This window comes from Mycobacterium sp. NGS48 (assembly GCF_059812585.1).
On the sequence record NZ_JCALCY010000012.1, the window covers coordinates 43856 to 60744 of the forward strand.

At 64.0% G+C, this 16889-nt stretch carries 17 protein-coding genes; 8 read left to right on the forward strand and 9 right to left on the reverse strand.

Going from position 1 to position 16889, the window contains the following annotated elements; all coding sequences use genetic code 11:
• Positions 1 to 45: 45 nt before the first annotated feature.
• The 5 genes from AC5Y42_RS18500 to AC5Y42_RS18520 form a co-directional block, all read right to left on the reverse strand.
• Positions 46 to 936 carry a NifU family protein gene (locus tag AC5Y42_RS18500; RefSeq protein ID WP_499900045.1) on the reverse strand — a complete coding sequence of 297 codons (891 nt, stop codon included), beginning with the start codon at positions 934 to 936 and terminating at the stop codon, positions 46 to 48.
• Between the two features lie 3 nt (positions 937 to 939).
• Positions 940 to 2739, reverse strand: a complete 1800-nt coding sequence (locus AC5Y42_RS18505) for a nickel-dependent hydrogenase large subunit (RefSeq protein ID WP_499900046.1) — start codon at positions 2737 to 2739, stop codon at positions 940 to 942.
• Positions 2740 to 2767: 28 nt separating this feature from the next.
• The gene (locus AC5Y42_RS18510) at positions 2768 to 3823 is read right to left on the reverse strand and encodes an NADH-quinone oxidoreductase subunit B family protein (protein WP_499900047.1); all 1056 of its coding nucleotides are present in this window, start codon (positions 3821 to 3823) and stop codon (positions 2768 to 2770) included.
• A 290-nt stretch (positions 3824 to 4113) separates the two neighbouring features.
• Positions 4114 to 4887, reverse strand: a complete 774-nt coding sequence (gene hypB / locus AC5Y42_RS18515; protein ID WP_499900048.1) for a hydrogenase nickel incorporation protein HypB — start codon at positions 4885 to 4887, stop codon at positions 4114 to 4116.
• Between the two features lie 10 nt (positions 4888 to 4897).
• A complete protein-coding gene (locus tag AC5Y42_RS18520) occupies positions 4898 to 5233 on the reverse strand; it encodes a hydrogenase maturation nickel metallochaperone HypA (protein ID WP_499885078.1) in 336 nt (111 codons plus the stop codon).
• A 151-nt stretch (positions 5234 to 5384) separates the two neighbouring features.
• On the opposite strand from AC5Y42_RS18520, the gene AC5Y42_RS18525 reads away from it, so the two are divergent.
• Together AC5Y42_RS18525 and AC5Y42_RS18530 are read left to right on the forward strand one after the other, a co-directional pair.
• On the forward strand, positions 5385 to 5792 hold the full coding sequence (locus tag AC5Y42_RS18525) for a DUF302 domain-containing protein (protein WP_499900049.1): 408 nt from the start codon (positions 5385 to 5387) through the stop codon (positions 5790 to 5792).
• A 162-nt stretch (positions 5793 to 5954) separates the two neighbouring features.
• Positions 5955 to 6455 carry a homocitrate synthase gene (locus AC5Y42_RS18530; protein WP_499900050.1) on the forward strand — a complete coding sequence of 167 codons (501 nt, stop codon included), beginning with the start codon at positions 5955 to 5957 and terminating at the stop codon, positions 6453 to 6455.
• Positions 6456 to 6461: 6 nt separating this feature from the next.
• Here AC5Y42_RS18530 and AC5Y42_RS18535 read toward each other — a convergent pair whose 3' ends face one another.
• Together AC5Y42_RS18535 and AC5Y42_RS18540 are read right to left on the reverse strand one after the other, a co-directional pair.
• Positions 6462 to 7937, reverse strand: coding sequence for a cytochrome P450 (locus AC5Y42_RS18535; RefSeq protein ID WP_499900051.1), 1476 nt, complete (start codon positions 7935 to 7937; stop codon positions 6462 to 6464).
• A 156-nt stretch (positions 7938 to 8093) separates the two neighbouring features.
• Positions 8094 to 9572 (reverse strand): cytochrome P450, encoded by a 1479-nt coding sequence (locus AC5Y42_RS18540; protein WP_499900052.1) that lies wholly within the window; start codon positions 9570 to 9572, stop codon positions 8094 to 8096.
• Between the two features lie 105 nt (positions 9573 to 9677).
• Here AC5Y42_RS18540 and AC5Y42_RS18545 point away from each other — a divergent pair, with 105 nt between their 5' ends.
• Together AC5Y42_RS18545 and AC5Y42_RS18550 are read left to right on the forward strand one after the other, a co-directional pair.
• Complete coding sequence (locus AC5Y42_RS18545; protein WP_499900053.1) at positions 9678 to 10337, forward strand: TetR/AcrR family transcriptional regulator; 660 nt, start codon at positions 9678 to 9680, stop codon at positions 10335 to 10337.
• Positions 10338 to 10359: 22 nt separating this feature from the next.
• Positions 10360 to 11220: an SDR family oxidoreductase gene (locus AC5Y42_RS18550; RefSeq protein WP_499900054.1), complete on the forward strand. Its 861-nt coding sequence runs from the start codon at positions 10360 to 10362 to the stop codon at positions 11218 to 11220.
• A gap of 83 nt (positions 11221 to 11303) precedes the next feature.
• Here AC5Y42_RS18550 and AC5Y42_RS18555 read toward each other — a convergent pair whose 3' ends face one another.
• Positions 11304 to 12341, reverse strand: a complete 1038-nt coding sequence (locus AC5Y42_RS18555) for a DNA polymerase IV (RefSeq protein ID WP_499900055.1) — start codon at positions 12339 to 12341, stop codon at positions 11304 to 11306.
• Positions 12338 to 12943, reverse strand: a complete 606-nt coding sequence (locus AC5Y42_RS18560) for a TetR/AcrR family transcriptional regulator (RefSeq protein ID WP_499900056.1) — start codon at positions 12941 to 12943, stop codon at positions 12338 to 12340. The genes AC5Y42_RS18555 and AC5Y42_RS18560 overlap by 4 nt, the downstream gene beginning before the upstream one ends.
• 90 nt (positions 12944 to 13033) lie before the next feature.
• Between AC5Y42_RS18560 and AC5Y42_RS18565 the strand changes: the two genes are divergently transcribed.
• The 4 genes from AC5Y42_RS18565 (at position 13034) to nrdE (ending at position 16871) form a co-directional block, all read left to right on the forward strand.
• On the forward strand, positions 13034 to 13588 hold the full coding sequence (locus tag AC5Y42_RS18565) for an NAD(P)H-dependent oxidoreductase (protein ID WP_499900057.1): 555 nt from the start codon (positions 13034 to 13036) through the stop codon (positions 13586 to 13588).
• Between the two features lie 438 nt (positions 13589 to 14026).
• On the forward strand, positions 14027 to 14266 hold the full coding sequence (nrdH, locus tag AC5Y42_RS18570) for a glutaredoxin-like protein NrdH (RefSeq protein ID WP_499885102.1): 240 nt from the start codon (positions 14027 to 14029) through the stop codon (positions 14264 to 14266).
• Positions 14267 to 14283: 17 nt separating this feature from the next.
• Positions 14284 to 14733: a class Ib ribonucleoside-diphosphate reductase assembly flavoprotein NrdI gene (gene nrdI / locus AC5Y42_RS18575; RefSeq protein WP_499885103.1), complete on the forward strand. Its 450-nt coding sequence runs from the start codon at positions 14284 to 14286 to the stop codon at positions 14731 to 14733.
• Positions 14700 to 16871 carry a class 1b ribonucleoside-diphosphate reductase subunit alpha gene (gene nrdE, locus AC5Y42_RS18580; protein ID WP_499900058.1) on the forward strand — a complete coding sequence of 724 codons (2172 nt, stop codon included), beginning with the start codon at positions 14700 to 14702 and terminating at the stop codon, positions 16869 to 16871. The genes nrdI and nrdE overlap by 34 nt, the downstream gene beginning before the upstream one ends.
• Positions 16872 to 16889 lie beyond the last annotated feature (18 nt).

Below are 16889 nucleotides of genomic sequence, written 5' to 3' on the forward strand. Positions count from 1 at the left end.
GCGCCGCTCCTCCTCATCGCTGCGCTCTGCATCGTCGCCGGCGCGTCATACCGGTGCGCCCATCGGCTCGGCAGGCACCGCGATGGACAGCACCCCGTCGCGCACCAGTAGCGGCATCGGCTGAAGATGCGCGCCGGCGTCCAATCCGCTACCCGCGTGCACGACGTCGAAAAACGCGTGGCAGCCCGGACAGCACAGCAGTGCCGCGTGCAATTCCGCGCCGGCCAATGTTCCGTCGCATGCGGGGCATTGGTCGCGGTAGGCGTATAGCTGATCGCCGATCCGACATGCCAGCACCGAACTACCGCCGACGGCGAAGCCACCGACCTCACCGGGAGACAGGTCGGCCAGATCGGCTACCGGATGCCAGGTCGTGGCGCCGTTCGAATGGACCTTGGCCAGTAGCGATTCGGCTGGTATTACCGCTGAAGCCGCTGCCTCGGCTTTGGCACTCACGACTTCGATCGACGAAATCTCCGGTGCCGCAGAGTGGATCGCGTCCTCGACGGCCAGCTCCAGGGTCACCGCCGACGAGGGGCAACCCTTGCAGCTGCCGGCGAATTGCAGCTGGACTGTGTCGCCGACGATGTCGACCAGGTGCACGTCGCCGCCATGTGAGCCCAGATAGGGACGGACCCGCTCCAGTGCGTCGGAGACCCGCCGGTGGACGTCGTGCGGGTGCAGGCCGTGCACCAGCAGCAGGCTGGCCACCAGGTCGTCGGCGGCCAGCCGGGCCAGGGCCGCGGAATCGTCGAGCATGGCCACGATTCTCGACAGGCCCGCGCCGTAGAGTTCGACGACCTCACCGACCAGTTGCTCGGCGCGCTCCCGTGCCGCGACCCCGCCCGCCGAGGTCGAGTCCAGCAGCGTCTGGATCCGATCGCCCGCCGTGCGCCATTGCGCGTCCCCTCCAAATTCCTCCGGGCGATCAGCCATGCATCACTCCCCGCTAGCCGATTGGGTCGGCGAGTGCAGCCGTTCCAGTGTCTTGCCCTTGCCGAGGTACATGTGCACACCGCAGGGCAGGCACGGGTCGAAGCTGCGCACGGTGCGCATGATGTCGATGCCTTTGAAGTGCTCCCGATCGTTCTCCTCGAAGATCGGCTGGCCCTGCACCGCGTCCTCGTAGGGGCCGGGCGTGCCGTAGCTGTCGCGCGGGTTGGCGTTCCACGGGGTGGGCGGATACGGGTGATAGTTAGCGATCTTGCCGTCTCGAATCACCATGTGGTGGCTCAAGACTCCGCGTACCGCCTCGGTGAAACCACAGCCGATGCCCTCCTTGGGAACGTCGAACTTTTCCCAGGTCTTGGTGCGGCCGGCTCGGATCTCGACCAACGCCTTTTCGGCGAAGTGCAGCGCAGACGCCGCTGCGTAGGCCTGGAAGTAGGTCCGCGCCCGGTCCCGCTCGATGGTGTTGGACCCGTATTGCGGAATCTTCCATTCCAGTTCGACCGGGCCCTTGAGCGCGGTCTTGGGCAGATTGATCTGCACACTGTGGCCCGTCGACTTGACGTAGCCGATGTCGACCAAGCCGGCCAGCGCGGTCGCCCACAACCGAGCCAGCGGACCGCCGCCAGTGTCCAGCGCAAGGTGGTCCTTGCCGTCGAACCAGCGGGGCGACATCACCCAGCTGTAGTTGCCGCCGTCCATTTCCCGCTTCTGCGGGCGGGGGTTGGTGTGCTGGTTCCACGGATGACGCCGGTCGACAGGATTGCCCAACGGGTCATTCTTGACGAACATCTCCTGGTCGGTCCAGTCGTCGTAATACGAACTGCCCAAAAGGATCCGGATGCCCAGGTTGATGTCCACCAGCGAGGTGGTGACCAGCTTGCCGTCGACGACCACACCGGGCGTGACGAACATCTTGCGGCCCCACTGCTCCATGTCCTTGTATTCGAAGTTGCAGTACTCGGGATCCTGGAACGAGCCCCAGCAGCCCAGCAGGGTGCGGCGCAGACCCACCTTCTCGTAACCGGGCATCGCCTCGTAGAAGAAGTCGAACAGATCGTCGTGCATCGGTACGACCTTCTTCATGAACTCGACGTAGCGCATCAGCCGGCTCATGTAGTCGGTCATCAGCTGAACGGTCGCAACTGTGCCCACCCCGCCGGGGTACAGCGTGGACGGGTGCACGTGCCTGCCCTCCATCAGACAGAACATCTCCCGCGTGGTCCGGCTGACTAGCAGCGCCTCACGGTAGAACTCCCCGCTGAACGGGTTGAGCGAGCGCATAATGTCGGCGATGGTTTTGTATCCGTGCATGTCGGCGTGCGGGGCAGCGGTGTTCTCGGCCTTGCTCAGCACTCCGGGATTGGTCTCGGAGACCATCTTCTCGCAGAAGTCCACGCCGACCAGATTCTCTTGAAAGATGTTGTGGTCGAACATGTATTCTGCGGCCTCGCCGAGGTTGACGATCCACTCACCGAGGTGCGGTGGTCTGACGCCATACGCCATGTTCTGCGTGTAGCAGGAACACGTGGCGTGGTTGTCACCGCAGATCCCGCAGATGCGGCTCGTGATGAAGTGCGCGTCGCGCGGATCCTTGCCTTTCATGAAAATGGAGTAACCACGAAAGATCGACGACGTGCTGTGGCATTCGACCACTTCTTTGTTGTCGAAGTCGATCTTGGTGTAGATGCCGAGGCTGCCCACGATCCGGGTGATCGGATCCCACGCCATTTCGACAAGCTGGCCCGGTTCTTTCTTCATTTCGGAAGGCTCGGGGATGATCGTTGTCATCGAAATTCACTCTCTCTAGAGGTGGGCGCTACCAGGTGCGGCGCGCGCCCGTTGTGAGTTCTTTGCCCGTATGCCGCCAGCGCGGCTCCTTATCGAGGGTGCGACCGGTGATGCGCCGTAGGGGGCGGATAAGAGACCCATACAGCCCCGACGCGCCCGACGAGAGCGTGCCGCCCGGCGGTTCGTCCATGAACGGCATGAACTTGTCCGGGAAACCGGGCATGGTGCATCCGATGCAGATCCCACCCACGTTGGGGCAGCCGCCGACCCCGTTCAACCACCCGCGTTTGGGCACGTTGCACTTGACGACGGGTCCCCAACAGCCAAGTTTCACAATGCATTTCGGTGATCCGTACTCGGTGGCGAAGTCGCCCTGCTCGTAATAGCCGGCCCGGTCGCACCCCTCGTGGACGGTCGCGCCGAACAGCCATGCCGGCCGCAGCGCGTCGTCGAGCGGGATCATCGGCGCTTGCTCGGTGGCCATGTAAAGCAGATACGTCAGCGTCTCGGATAGGTTGTCCGGCTGGATCGGGCAGCCTGGAACGCAGACAATCGGGATGCCAGCTTTGCTCTTCCAGTCCCAGCCCAGGTAGTCGGGTACCCCCATTGCGCCGGTCGGGTTGCCGGCCATCGCGTGGATGCCGCCGTAGGTGGCGCAGGTGCCGGCCGCAACAATCGCGGTCGCTTTGGGCGCGAGTCGGTCCAGCCACTCGCTGGTGGTCATCGGCTGGCCGGTCGCCGGGTTATTGCCGAATCCGCACCAATATCCTTCTTCTTTGAGCTGCTCGTTGGGAATCGACCCTTCGACGACGAGCACGAACGGTTCGAGTTCGCCGCGGTCGGCTTTGAAGAACCACTCGAGGAAATCGTCGGCTCCGCCGTTAGGTCCGCATTCGAAATCGATCAGCGGCCAGTGCACGGCGATCTTGGGGAGGCCAGGCAGGGCGCCGAGTGCGATCTCCTCGATGCTGGGCTGGGTGGCGGCAGTCAACGCCACCGAATCGCCGTCGCAACTGAGGCCCGCGTTGATCCACAACACATGGATCAATGTTTCTTCCGCTTTGACTGCTGCTTCCGTTGGCATCCCGCAGCTTTCCGGGGCCCGGGCTAAGGTCCCTGACACCGCCGGAGTCGACCGTCGGCCCGCCTACGCGGCGCTAGTTTCCGATCTACTCCCGCTTAGTTGCGTTGTCAACGGTCTGTCAGCAAATTTGGGAAACCCGTCCAACTTTCCGGATTCTCAACGGCCTTAAAGCGTGCCATCGATCTGTTGGCGCTTGGCGCGAAACAAGGACTGACGTTCCTGCGAATCACTTGCGTGTGTTGTCATGCAAGCGATTCGCATCGCGATGTAGCGGGAGTTGCCCGGAGTTGTCAGGTCGGGCCGTCTGCCGCGAACCGTCGCAGCCAGCCGAACCAGGCCGACATACCGTCGCCGGTGCGGGCGCTGACCGGCAAAACCGTCGCGGTCGGATTGACCTCGCGGACATGGGCGATATAGGAGTCGACGTCGACGTCCAAATAGGGCACCAGGTCGATCTTGTTGAGCAGAACAACGTCCACGGCGCGGAACATCACCGGATACTTCTGCGGCTTGTCGTCGCCTTCGGTGACCGAATAGACCATCGCTTTGGCGTGCTCGCCCACGTCGAACTCGGCCGGACAGACCAGGTTTCCGACGTTTTCGATGATGACCAGATCCAGCGCGCTGAGCTCGAGACCCTGCAGGGCGCGGTTGACCATCGGGGCGTCGAGGTGGCATTCGCCGCCGAACCCGTTGCCGGTGTTGAGCAGAGAGATCTGCGCGCCTCGGCCGCCGAGCTTGGCGGCGTCGAGGTCGGTGGCGATGTCGCCTTCGATGACTCCGACAGCGAACTCGCCGGCGAGTTCGTCGAGGGTGGCGGCCAGCACCGTCGTCTTCCCCGAACCGGGTGAGCTCATCAGATTCAATGCGCGAACACCGTTGGCTCCGAACGCGTTTCGGTTGTAATCGGCACGGACGTCGTTCTCCGCGAAAATCGCCTCCAAGACGTCGATCCGCTGCGAGCCGGTGTCGTAACCGCTGTGATCTCCGTGGTCGTGGTCGTGGTCGTGGTCGTGGTCGTGCGTGTGCACGGTGCCGTCGTCGTGTCGATGAAACCTGCCCATCGTCAGCCCCTTACGAAACGTCCAGCGAGGTCACCAGAAACTCTTCGCCACGCAGCACCTCGACGTCAGCGCTCTCACACTGGGGGCACAGCAGGCACCACTGCGAGGTGATCGTCGAGGGTTGGCCGCAGGAACGGCAACGCACCTCCGCGCTGACCAACTCGAGCTCCAATTCGGCGTCGGGCATGTCCTCGTAATCTCGGACAAGCGTCCAGCAGAACGACAGCGATTCGGGAACCACCTGGCGAAGCGCGCCGATCCGGACACGGACGACGTCGACGTGGCGGCCATCGGCATACGGCTTGACCGCGCCGGCGATCGCCTGGCACAGCGACAGCTCATGCATGGGCGGCCACCGCCGCGGCGAGCTGACGGCACGGGAGGCCCATGGGCACCGTTTTACACCTCGCAGCCCGTCAAGGTGGCCGAGTGGACGCAACCCGTCGTTCTGGCTATCGCCGGCCGACGCACAATGGAAGACGAGAGAGGAGCCGACTATGGCCATTTCGTTATCGACCACCCTGCAGGCCTCATTCGACGACGCGGTTGCCCGGACTCGGGAAGCGCTCGCCGCGAAGGGCTTTGGCGTGCTGACCGAGATCGACATGAAGGCGACGCTGAAAGCCAAACTTGGCGAGGACATGGAGGAGTACCTGATCCTGGGCGCGTGCAACCCGCAGTTCGCCCACCAGGCGGTCAACGTCTACCGGCAGATCGGGGTCCTGCTGCCCTGCAATGTCGTGGTGCGCCGAGACCCGGACGCGCCCGACAGCGTGATCGTCGATGCGATGGACCCGCGGCTGATGGTCGAGGTGACCAAGGAGTCCGGACTGGACGACATCGCCAATGCGGTGACGGGTCTGCTGCAAGAGGCGCTCGAAGACCTCGCCGCTGGCCCGGCCTAACAAACTTGCACCGGCCCGCCGCGGGGGACTAGCCTCGGCGATCGTGCAACATCTTGCCGTAGTAGCCAGCACCCGCAGCGGGGTCTGATCCAGACCGACCCCCGCTGTGGGTCGGAAGCTACTACCCGTCGGTCATTCCTGCAGATCAGAGAAGACCGGCTCATGACAATCCATCTCAGCGCAGATACCGCGCCCGCCCCACCCGCACCGCCACGGGCCCGCTTCGGTGGCGTTCCGCTGCCGCGTGAGCTCCGGGAGGACGCCGACACCATGTCGTGGAGCACATTCACCGCCGAATATGCGCCCAGCGTTGGGCCGCTGCGGCTGGGCAACTGGGAATGCGCCGACACCGGCCGCCCCGCGACCCGGCTGGGGCCCCAGGCCCGCACCTTTCAAGCCACCCTCGGCATCGGTGACCGCATTGAGACCCTGACCGCCACCGCGACGGGCCCGGTCGCCGCACTGACCGAGATGCTCTACACGTGCGGCATCGCGGTCGAGACGCTGCACTTTCACCAACTGCGCTCAGACGATGCCATCGCGACGTTTATCCAGGGTAGCGACGGCGCCCATGCGGAGTGGGCGATGGGCTGGTCGGACGACGCGACGGACTCCGCGTTACGTGCGGTCATCGCCTGCGCGAACCGACTGCTGGCCGCCTGACGAGGACTACAGCGGGCGCAGCACGATCGGCATGCCGTCCATCGGGATCGGCATGCCGCCGTAGTCCCAGCGCGGCTGGTAGCCTGGCCGGGCCAACTCGAGGCGGTAGCGGCGCAACAGCCGGTGGATGACGGTTTTGACCTCCAACCGGCCGAACACCATCCCGATGCACTTGTGCGCCCCGCCGCCGAACGGCGCGAACGCGTAACGGTGCTTCTTGTGCTCGACCCGCGGCTCGGCGAACCGCTCGGGGTCGAACTTCCTCGGTTCGGTCCACAGCTCGGGCAGCCAGTGGTTCATCCCCGGCCAGGTGACCACATTGGTGCCCGCCGGCACGTAGTAGCCCAGCAGGTCGGTGTCGCGCACGGTGCGGCGCATGTTGAACGGCAGCGGGGTCACCAGCCGCAGCGACTCGTCCATCACCAGGTCCAGTGTCTCCAGCTTCTCCAGCGACTCGATGTCCAGCGGGCCGTCGCCCAGCCGAGCCGACTCGTCGCGGCAGCGTTCCTGCCACTCCGGGTTGGCCGCCAGGTTGTAGGCCATCGTCGTGGTCGTCGAGGTGGAGGTGTCGTGGGCGGCCATCATCAAAAAGATCATGTGGTTGACGATGTCCTCGTCGCTGAAGCTGTTGCCGTCGTCGTCAGCGGTGTGACACAACACGGTCAGCATGTCGGTGCCCTCGGCGTTGCGGCGCTCGGCGACCCGCTCGGTGAAGTAGTCCTCGAGCACCTTGCGCGCGCGCAGCCCCTGCCACCACTTGAAGGGTGGGACGGGCGTGCGGACGATGGCCCCGCCGGCGCGGGTGGTGGTGGTGAAGGCCTGATTCACCTTGGTGACGAGGTCATGGTCGGTACCCGGCTCGTGGCCCATGAAGACCACCGAGGCGATGTCGAGGGTGAGTTCCTTCATCGCCGGATGGAACAGGAAGCGTGCGTCGTTGGTCGGCCAGTCGTGCACGATCGCCGTCGCGACCCGGTCGATGTGCTCGACGTAGCCGGTCAGCCGGGTGCGGGTGAACGCCTCCTGCATGATGCGCCGGTGGTACATGTGTTCGTCGAAGTCGAGCATCATCAGACCCCGGTTGAAGAACGGGCCGATGACGGGATGCCAACCCTCTTGGGAGAAGTCCTTGTTGCGGTTGGAGAAGATGGCCTGGGTGGCGTCGGGGCCGACGGCGACGATCGACGGCAAGATCGGTGAATCGGCGAAGAAGACCGGGCCGCGCGTCTGATACAGGTGCAGCGGGAAGTCGGGGCCTTCCCGGAACATCTCGATGATGTGGCCCAGCAGCGGCAGACCGGAATCTCCCATCACCGGCTTCAGCCCACTGACGGGCGGCGGCTCGGCCAACTTGTGCTGCTTCCAGTCGACGGTCAGCAGCCGCTTCTCGATCACCCCCATCCCCGGGATGGTGTTCACCGTCGGAACCAGCCGGCGCTTGGCCTGGTCGAGCAGGTAGCGCGGGGTGCTGATGGTCGCCATCGAGGCTCCTTACCGGTTGTGGCAGCCGTCACTGAACCCCATCTTGACGGGCAAACTTGACACCTGTCAAGTTTGTCTGGGTTCAGGCCGACTGTGCGAATTCATCCGCCCGCGTCGGCGCGTCGCGTACGAAACCGCACACTCGGCGCTCGAAAGCTACAGCGGACGCAGCACGATCGGCATGCCGTCCACCGGCACGGGCATCCCGGCGTAGTCCCACCTGCCCTGATATCCCGGGTGAGCCAGCTCCAGCCGGTACCGCCGCAGCAGCCGGTGCAGGATCGTCTTGATCTCCAGTCGGCCGAACGCCATCCCGATGCACTTGTGCGCGCCGCCGCCGAATGGCGTGAATGCATAGTGGTGCCGCTTGTGCTCATTGCGTGGTTCGGTGAACCGGTCCGGGTCGAACGTGAGCGGATCCGTCCAGAGCTCGGGCAGCCGGTGGTTCATGCCGGGATAGGCGATGACGTTGGTGCCCTTCGGTAGGTAATAGCCCAGCAGGTCGGTGTCGCGCACGGTCTGGCGCATCGCCCACTGCACCGGTGTCACCAGCCGAATCGACTCGTTCATCACCAGGTCCAGTGTCTCGAGCTTCTCCAGCGCATCGATGTCCAGCGGGCCGTCGCCCAGCCGGTCCGACTCGTCGCGGCAACGGTCCTGCCATTCGGGATGGGCGGCCAGGTGGTAGGCCATTGTGGTGGCCGTCGACGTGGAGGTGTCGTGGGCGGCCATCATCAAAAAGATCATGTGGTTGACGATGTCCTCGTCGGAGAAGCTGTTGCCGTCCTCGTCCTCGGTCTCACACAGCACCGTCAGCAGGTCGTTCCCTTCCTTGCCGCGCCGCTCCTTGACCCGGGCGGCGAAGTAGTTCTCCAGCAGCTGCCGTGCTTTGAGGCCACGCCACCACGTGAACGGGGGGACGCTGGAGCGGATGATCGCGTTGCCGGCGCGGGTGGTGATCGTGAAGGCTTTGTTCACCTTGGTGACCAGCTCATGGTCGGTGCCCGGTTCGTGGCCCATGAACACCATCGAGGCGATGTCGAGCGTGAGCTCCTTCATCGCCGGGTAGAGCAGGAACCGCGCGTCGTTGACCACCCAATCGTTGGCGACCACTTGGGACACGACCTTGTCCATCTGCTCGACATAGCCGACCAGGCGGGAACGGACGAAGGCTTCCTGCATGATCCGCCGGTGGAACATGTGCTCCTCGAAGTCGAGCAACATCAGACCGCGATGGAAGAACGGCCCGATCACCGGAACCCAACCCTGCTGCGAGTAATCCTTGTTGCGGTTGGAGTAGATGACTTGGGCGGCGTCGGGGCCCAGCGCCGCGACCCCCGGGAGCACCGGCGAATCGCCGAACATGACCGGGCCTCTGGTGTGGTAGATGAACATCAGATAGTCGGGTCCGCCCCGCAACATCTCAATGATGTGGCCAAGGATCGGCAGCCCGGCGTCGCCCATGACCGGCTTGAGGCCACTGCCCGGCGGCGGATCGGCGAGCTTTTTCGGCGGGAACTCGGTGTTCAGCAGTTTCCGCTCGACGGCGCCCATCCCGGGAAAATTGTTGAACGACGGGGTGAACCGGCGTTTGGCCTGGTCGAGCAGGTAGTGCGGGGTGCTGATGGTCGCCATTGACGCTCCTCACCGATTGTGGCCGCCGTCACTTAAATCCATCCTCTGGACCGACTTGACGACTGTCAAGTTTCGTTTTTTCCTGGTGTAGTGCAAGGTCGAAGTGTGAGCACTCAGCAGGAAGCCCGGCGGACCGCCGATCAGTCTGCAGCTGCGTCGGCCCCGACAAGGCGGGGCGACAGGCAGCGGCAGGCGATTGTGCAGGCGGTGCGTGAGCTGCTGGAGGAGAAGCCGTTCGCCGAGCTGTCGGTCAGCACGATCAGCGACCGTGCAGGCGTGGCCCGGTCGGGTTTCTACTTCTACTTCGACTCGAAATACTCGGTGCTGGCCCAGATCCTGGCCGAGGCGACCCAGGAGCTCGAGGAGCTCACCCAGTACTTCGCGCCGCGCGGGCCCGACGAGACGCCGGCGGCGTTCGCCAAGCGGATGGTCGGCAGCGCCGCGATTGTCTACGCGCACAACGATCCAGTGATGTCGGCCTGCAATGTCGCCCGCAACACCGACGCCGAGATCCGCGAGATCCTTGACCAGCAGGTCGACGGCGTGATCACTCAGATCATCGGGATCGTCGAGGACGAGTTGACGGCCGGCACCGCGCATCCGATCAGCGACGACATCCCGGCGCTCGTTCGCACGCTCGCGGTCACCACCGCGCAGATGCTCTCCGGAGACACCACCTACCTGGGCGCCGACCGCGACGTCCAGCGTGGGATCCGGGTGCTCGAGCAGTTGTGGCTGGCCGCGTTGTGGGGTGGCCGGAGCTAGCGCGCCGGTATTGTCTACCGCCATGGCTCAGACGACCTACGCGGGTAAGAGGTGCTTTCTCACCGGTGCGGCCAGCGGCATCGGCCGCGCGACCGCGTTGCGGCTCGCCGCCCAGGGTGCCGAGCTTTACCTGACCGACCGCAACGCCGAGGGACTGGCGGAGACGGTTGCCGACGCTCGCGCATTAGGTGCGCAGGTCCCTGAGCACCGGGTGCTGGATATCGCCAGCTACGACGACGTGGCCGCTTTTGCCGCAGACATCCACGCCAACCACTCGAGCATGGACATCTTGATGAACATCGCCGGAGTCTCCGCGTGGGGGACCGTCGACCAGCTCAGCCACGAGCAGTGGAGCAAGATGGTCGCGATCAACCTGATGGGCCCGATCCACGTCATCGAGACGTTTGTTCCGCCGATGATGACCGCCGGCCGGGGCGGACACCTGGTCAATGTGTCGTCGGCGGCCGGACTGGTCGCGCTGCCGTGGCACGCCGCCTACAGCGCCAGCAAGTACGGCTTGCGCGGGGTCTCGGAAGTGCTGCGCTTCGACTTGGCGCGGCACCGGATCGGGGTGTCGGTGGTGGTGCCCGGGGCGGTGCGAACGCCGTTGGTCAACACCGTCGAGATCGCCGGCGTCGACCGCGAAGACCCTAATGTGAGCCGCTGGATCGATCGCTTCAGCGGGCATGCCGTCTCACCGGAGAAGGCGGCCGAGAAGATCCTGGCCGGAGTCGCCAAGAACCGCTTCCTGATCTACACCTCGGCGGATATCTGGGCGTTGTATACGTTCAAGCGGGCGGCGTGGTGGCCATACAGCGTGGCGATGCGCCAGGTCAACGCGATCTTCACCAAGGCATTGCGACCAAACGTGGCGCGGCGCTAGCGCGATTTCCCGGTGAGATTGTGCTCAGGGCTGTTGATTCGGCTTCACCGACAACCCTGTGTGCAATCTCAACGCATGGTCGGCTAAGCGGTCGGCATCTGTAGTTCCAACCGCACTCCGAGCAGGCGAACCGGGCGATCGAGCTCGAAGAGGTCCAGCACTCGCAGCGCGGCAGCAACGACGACGTCGGGGTCGGTGCCGGGTTGGTCGAGCTTGCGGATCTTGGTGCGAGTGAAGAAAGTTGCGGTGCGCATGGTGACGGCCACCCGGGTAACGATCCGCTGTTGAGCGACGACTTCGCCGAGTGCGCGCTGCGCCAATTCGGTTACCGCTGCCTCCATTTCGTGTCGGTCGGTGAGATCACGCGGGAACGTGACGACGTGGCTGCGTGACCGCGGCACCCATGGCTCGGCGCTGACCGAGTCGTCGCCACCGCCGTTGGCCACCAGCAGCAACCACAGCCCTGTTCGTGATCCGAAGGTCTTTGTGAGCAATTCGGTATCGGTGTGGGCCAGCTGCCAGACGGTGGTGATGTCCAGGGCAGCAAGCTTTTTCGTGGTCTTGGGCCCGACACCCCAGAGCGCGTCGACGGGCCGGCCACCCATCACCGACATCCAGTTGGCGTCGGTGAGCTGATAGATGCCGGCCGGCTTGGCGAAGCCGGTGGCGACCTTGGCGCGCTGCTTGTTGTCGCTGATGCCGACCGAACAGGACAGCCCGGTTTCGGTCGAGATGACGGTACGGATCTGTTCGGCGAGCTCCAGGGGTTCGTCGACATCGGCGCCCACGAATGCTTCGTCCCAGCCCCACACCTCCACCGGGTGTCCCAGGTCCCGTAGCGCGCTCATCACCTGGTCAGAGGCGGCGTCATAGGCGGCGGAATCCGATGGCAGGAAGGTGGCGTCCGGGCAGCGGCGGGCGGCGGTGCGCAGTGGCATACCCGCGTGCACCCCGGACTGCCGCGCTTCATACGAGGCGCAGGTGACCACCTTGCGCGGTTCGGCCGGATCACCGCTGCCGCCGACGATGACCGGCAGCCCCGCCAACTCCGGGTGGCGGCGCAGTTCGACCGACGCCAGGAATTGGTCGAGGTCGACGTGCAGAATCCAGCGGGCAGTCATTTCCCGCAGAGCTTGCGCGCCAAGCTTTCCCAGCTAGCACCCAGCGTTTCGAGGGTCTGGCCGCGGGCAGCGAGCTGATGCTCGACGTAATCGACGTCGAGCAGGGCCAGCAGAGCATCGGTTTGCACGTCCAGGTCGCCGGTGGTGCCGCCTGAGGCCAGCAGCATCCGGACATGGGTGCGTTGCACCATCGCGGCGGCGTTGTAGCGGGTCTGCGGATCGCGGTTGGCCGCCGACAGCAGTGCGTGGTGGCGATGGGCAAAGCACAGCCGTTCACGCCCGAACGCCACCAGTCGATCCAGCGGCGGCGCATCGAGGCCCAGTGGTGGCGGGCCGAACAAGAACGCTTGCTGACTGGATCGCTCGTCCTCGTCGAGCAACACCATCATCAATCCGGCTCGGCTGCCGAAGCGGCGGAACACCGTGCCCTTGCCGACCCCCGCGGCGGTGGCGATGTCGTCCATCGTGACCGCGTCGGGACCGCGCTCGGCGATGAGCCGGCGGGCGGCGTCCAGCAGCAGTGCACGGTTACGGGCGGCGTCGCCACGCTCGTTGGGAGTGGACACGGGCAGCCCACCTCGCCGGTCGACGACGCTCACCATTGCACTGTAACGCGACCGGAATAAAGCGGACTACGGTCCGGTTGGGCCATGCGAGGATGTAACACGGACAAGCCGAAGGGAAATTCGAAGATGCCGGACATCAAGGTATTGGCGCTGGTGGGGAGTCTGCGGGCGGCCTCGGTCAACCGTCAGATCGCGAATTTGGCCGCCGAGGTCGCCCCCAACGGCGTCACCGTGACCGTCTTCGACGGGCTCGGCGCACTGCCGTTCTACAACGAGGACATCGATTCGGCGGACAATGCCGACGACGTCCCGGCTGCGGTCACAGCCTTGCGGACCGCGGCTGCCGAGGCCGACGCCGCGTTGGTGGTGACACCGGAATACAACGGCAGCGTGCCGGGCGTGCTCAAGAACGCGATCGACTGGCTGTCCCGGCCGTTCGGTAACAGCGCGTTGAAGGGCAAGCCACTGGCCGTCATCGGCGGGTCGCTGGGCCGCTACGGCGGCGTCTGGGCACACGACGAGACCCGCAAGTCGTTCGGCATCGCCGGTCCGCGTGTCGTCGAGGCGATCAAGCTCTCGGTGTCGCTGGCGTCGCTGAACGGCGTGCACCCACGCGAACATGCCGAGTTGGTTTCCAACGTGCGCGATGTGGTGGGCAAGCTGGCCGCCGAGGTGAGCTAGCGCTCCGCCGAGAGTTTGCTGTGGCGGGCCGGAGAGAATCTCGGGCCGGTAGTTGTCGGTGGTCGGTGGTAGATCTGGGCGCATAGTTCGCGCCCGGCCCGAAACAGCCGGATTGTGATCTACGACACGCCGACGGCGAGCGTCGCAGTGGGCTTACGACCAGGGAATTTCATGAATGTTGTTCAGAATATCTTGTATCTCTTCTTATTGACGGCCACTAGGTGTAGTGTTCCGGACACCGACAGACCCCAGATTCACCAGGTCGGCCGGGCCGCGCCGCAAGACTCGATATGTTCGACGAAGGGTCGCCGACGCAGCTGGCGAAGACGGGAATTTCGGGTCGTGGCGGGCTGCTGAACCAGCAGTGCAGATGCAGTACCACAGTAGTTGCCAGTCCGTGTCAAGTTCGTCATCTTCCACAGAGGAGTGGTATCGCCGATGAGCATCACCGTGTACACCAAGCCGGCGTGTGTGCAGTGCAACGCCACCTATAAGGCGCTGGACAAACAGGGCATCGCTTACGAGAAGGTCGACATCTCGATCGACAGTGAAGCGCGCGACTACGTGATGGCACTGGGTTATCTGCAGGCCCCGGTCGTGGTGGCCGGCAACGAGCACTGGTCGGGCTTTCGGCCGGACCGGATCAAGGCGCTCGCAAGCGCAGCGCTGAGCGCATAGCAGGCTGGGAGATCGCGGTGCAGTCGTGCAGCCTGGTGTATTTCTCCAGCGTGTCGGAGAACACCCATCGCTTCGTGCAGAAGCTGGGCATTCCGGCCACGCGGATACCGCTGCACGGCCGCATCGAGGTGGACCGGCCTTACGTTCTGGTGCTGCCCACCTATGGCGGTGGCCGGGCCACTCCGGATATCAATGACGGCGGATATGTGCCCAAGCAGGTCATCGCCTTCTTGAACAACGAACACAACCGCTCGTTGATCCGCGGCGTCATCGCCGCGGGCAACAACAACTTCGGTGCTGAATTCGCCTATGCGGGCAACGTGGTCTCCCGCAAGTGCGGCGTTCCGTACCTGTACCGCTTCGAACTGATGGGAACCCCGGACGACGTAGAGGCCGTCCGCGCCGGTTTGGCTGACTTTTGGAAGGACGACACGTGCCACCAACCGCCGCAATTGCAGAACGTGTAACGCCGGCCGGGCACAACACGTTGCCGGGCGAGACGGATTATCACGCCCTCAATGCGATGCTCAATCTGTACGACGCCGACGGCAAGATCCAGTTCGACAAGGATCGGGAAGCTGCGCATCAGTTCTTCCTGCAGCACGTCAACCAGAACACGGTGTTCTTCCACAATCAGGACGAGAAGCTCGACTACCTGATCCGCGAGAACTACTACGAGCGTGAGGTTCTCGACCAGTATTCGCGCAACTTCGTCAAGACGCTGCTGGATCGGGCCTACGCCAAGAAGTTCCGGTTCCCCACGTTTCTGGGCGCATTCAAGTACTACACCTCCTACACACTGAAGACCTTCGACGGCAAGCGCTATCTGGAGCGCTTCGAAGACCGTGTGGTCATGGTGGCGCTGACGTTGGCCGCCGGTGACACCAAACTGGCCGAGCAGCTCGTCGACGAGGTCATCGAGGGCCGCTTCCAGCCTGCCACCCCGACGTTTCTCAACTCGGGCAAAAAGCAACGCGGTGAGCCAGTTTCGTGTTTCTTGTTGCGCATCGAGGACAACATGGAGTCGATCGGCCGCTCCATCAACTCCGCGCTGCAGCTGTCCAAGCGCGGCGGGGGAGTGGCGTTGCTGCTGAGCAACATTCGCGAACACGGCGCGCCGATCAAGAACATCGAGAACCAGAGCTCGGGCGTCATTCCGATCATGAAGCTGTTGGAGGACTCGTTCTCCTACGCCAACCAGCTCGGTGCCCGTCAGGGCGCGGGCGCGGTGTATCTGCACGCGCATCACCCCGACATCTACCGCTTCCTGGACACCAAGCGGGAGAACGCCGACGAGAAGATCCGGATCAAGACGCTGTCACTGGGTGTGGTGATTCCTGACATCACCTTCGAGCTGGCCAAGAAGAACGAGGATATGTACTTGTTCTCGCCCTATGACGTCGAGCGGGTCTACGGTGTCCCGTTTGCCGACATCTCCGTCACCGAGAAGTACTACGAGATGGTCGACGACTCACGCATCCGCAAGACGAAGATCAAGGCGCGAGAGTTCTTCCAGACGGTTGCCGAGCTGCAGTTCGAGTCCGGTTATCCCTACATCATGTTCGAGGACACGGTGAACCGGGCCAACCCGATTGACGGCAAGATCACCCATTCCAACCTGTGCTCGGAAATCTTGCAGGTGTCCACACCGTCGTTGTTCAACGAGGACTTGTCGTATGCCAAGGTGGGCAAAGACATCTCGTGCAACCTGGGGTCGCTGAACATCGCCAAGACGATGGACTCCCCGGACTTCGCGCAATCGATCGAAGTGGCGATCCGGGCCTTGACGGCGGTCTCCGATCAGACGCACATCACCTCGGTACCCTCGATCGAACAGGGCAATAACGACTCGCACGCCATCGGTCTTGGCCAGATGAACCTGCACGGCTACCTGGCCCGCGAACACATTTTCTACGGCTCCGACGAAGGAATCGACTTCACCAACATCTACTTCTACTGCGTGCTGTATCACGCACTGCGCGCATCGAATCGACTTGCGGTTGAACGCGGTACGCATTTCAAGGGCTTCGAGAACTCCAAATACGCGTCGGGGGAGTTCTTCGATCGCTACACCGAACAGGTGTGGGAGCCGGAAACGCCCAAGGTGCGTGAGCTCTTCGCCGAGGCCGGCATTCGCATCCCCACGCAGGATGACTGGCAGCGGTTGAAGGAGTCGGTGCAGGCCCACGGTATCTACAACCAGAACCTGCAGGCGGTGCCGCCGACCGGGTCGATCTCTTACATCAACCACTCGACGAGTTCGATCCACCCGATCGTGTCCAGGGTCGAGATCCGCAAGGAAGGCAAGATCGGCCGGGTCTATTACCCGGCGCCGTACATGACCAACGAGAACCTGGAGTACTACCAGGACGCCTACGAGATCGGCTACGAGAAGATCATCGACACCTACGCGGCAGCCACTCAGCATGTGGACCAAGGGCTTTCGCTGACGTTGTTCTTCAAGGACACCGCCACCACCCGTGATGTGAACAAGGCGCAGATCTACGCCTGGCGCAAGGGCATCAAGACGCTGTACTACATCCGGCTGCGCCAGATGGCATTGGAGGGCACCGAGGTGGAGGGCTGCGTCTCCTGCATGCTGTAGGCGCCTTCGGTCGAGTGG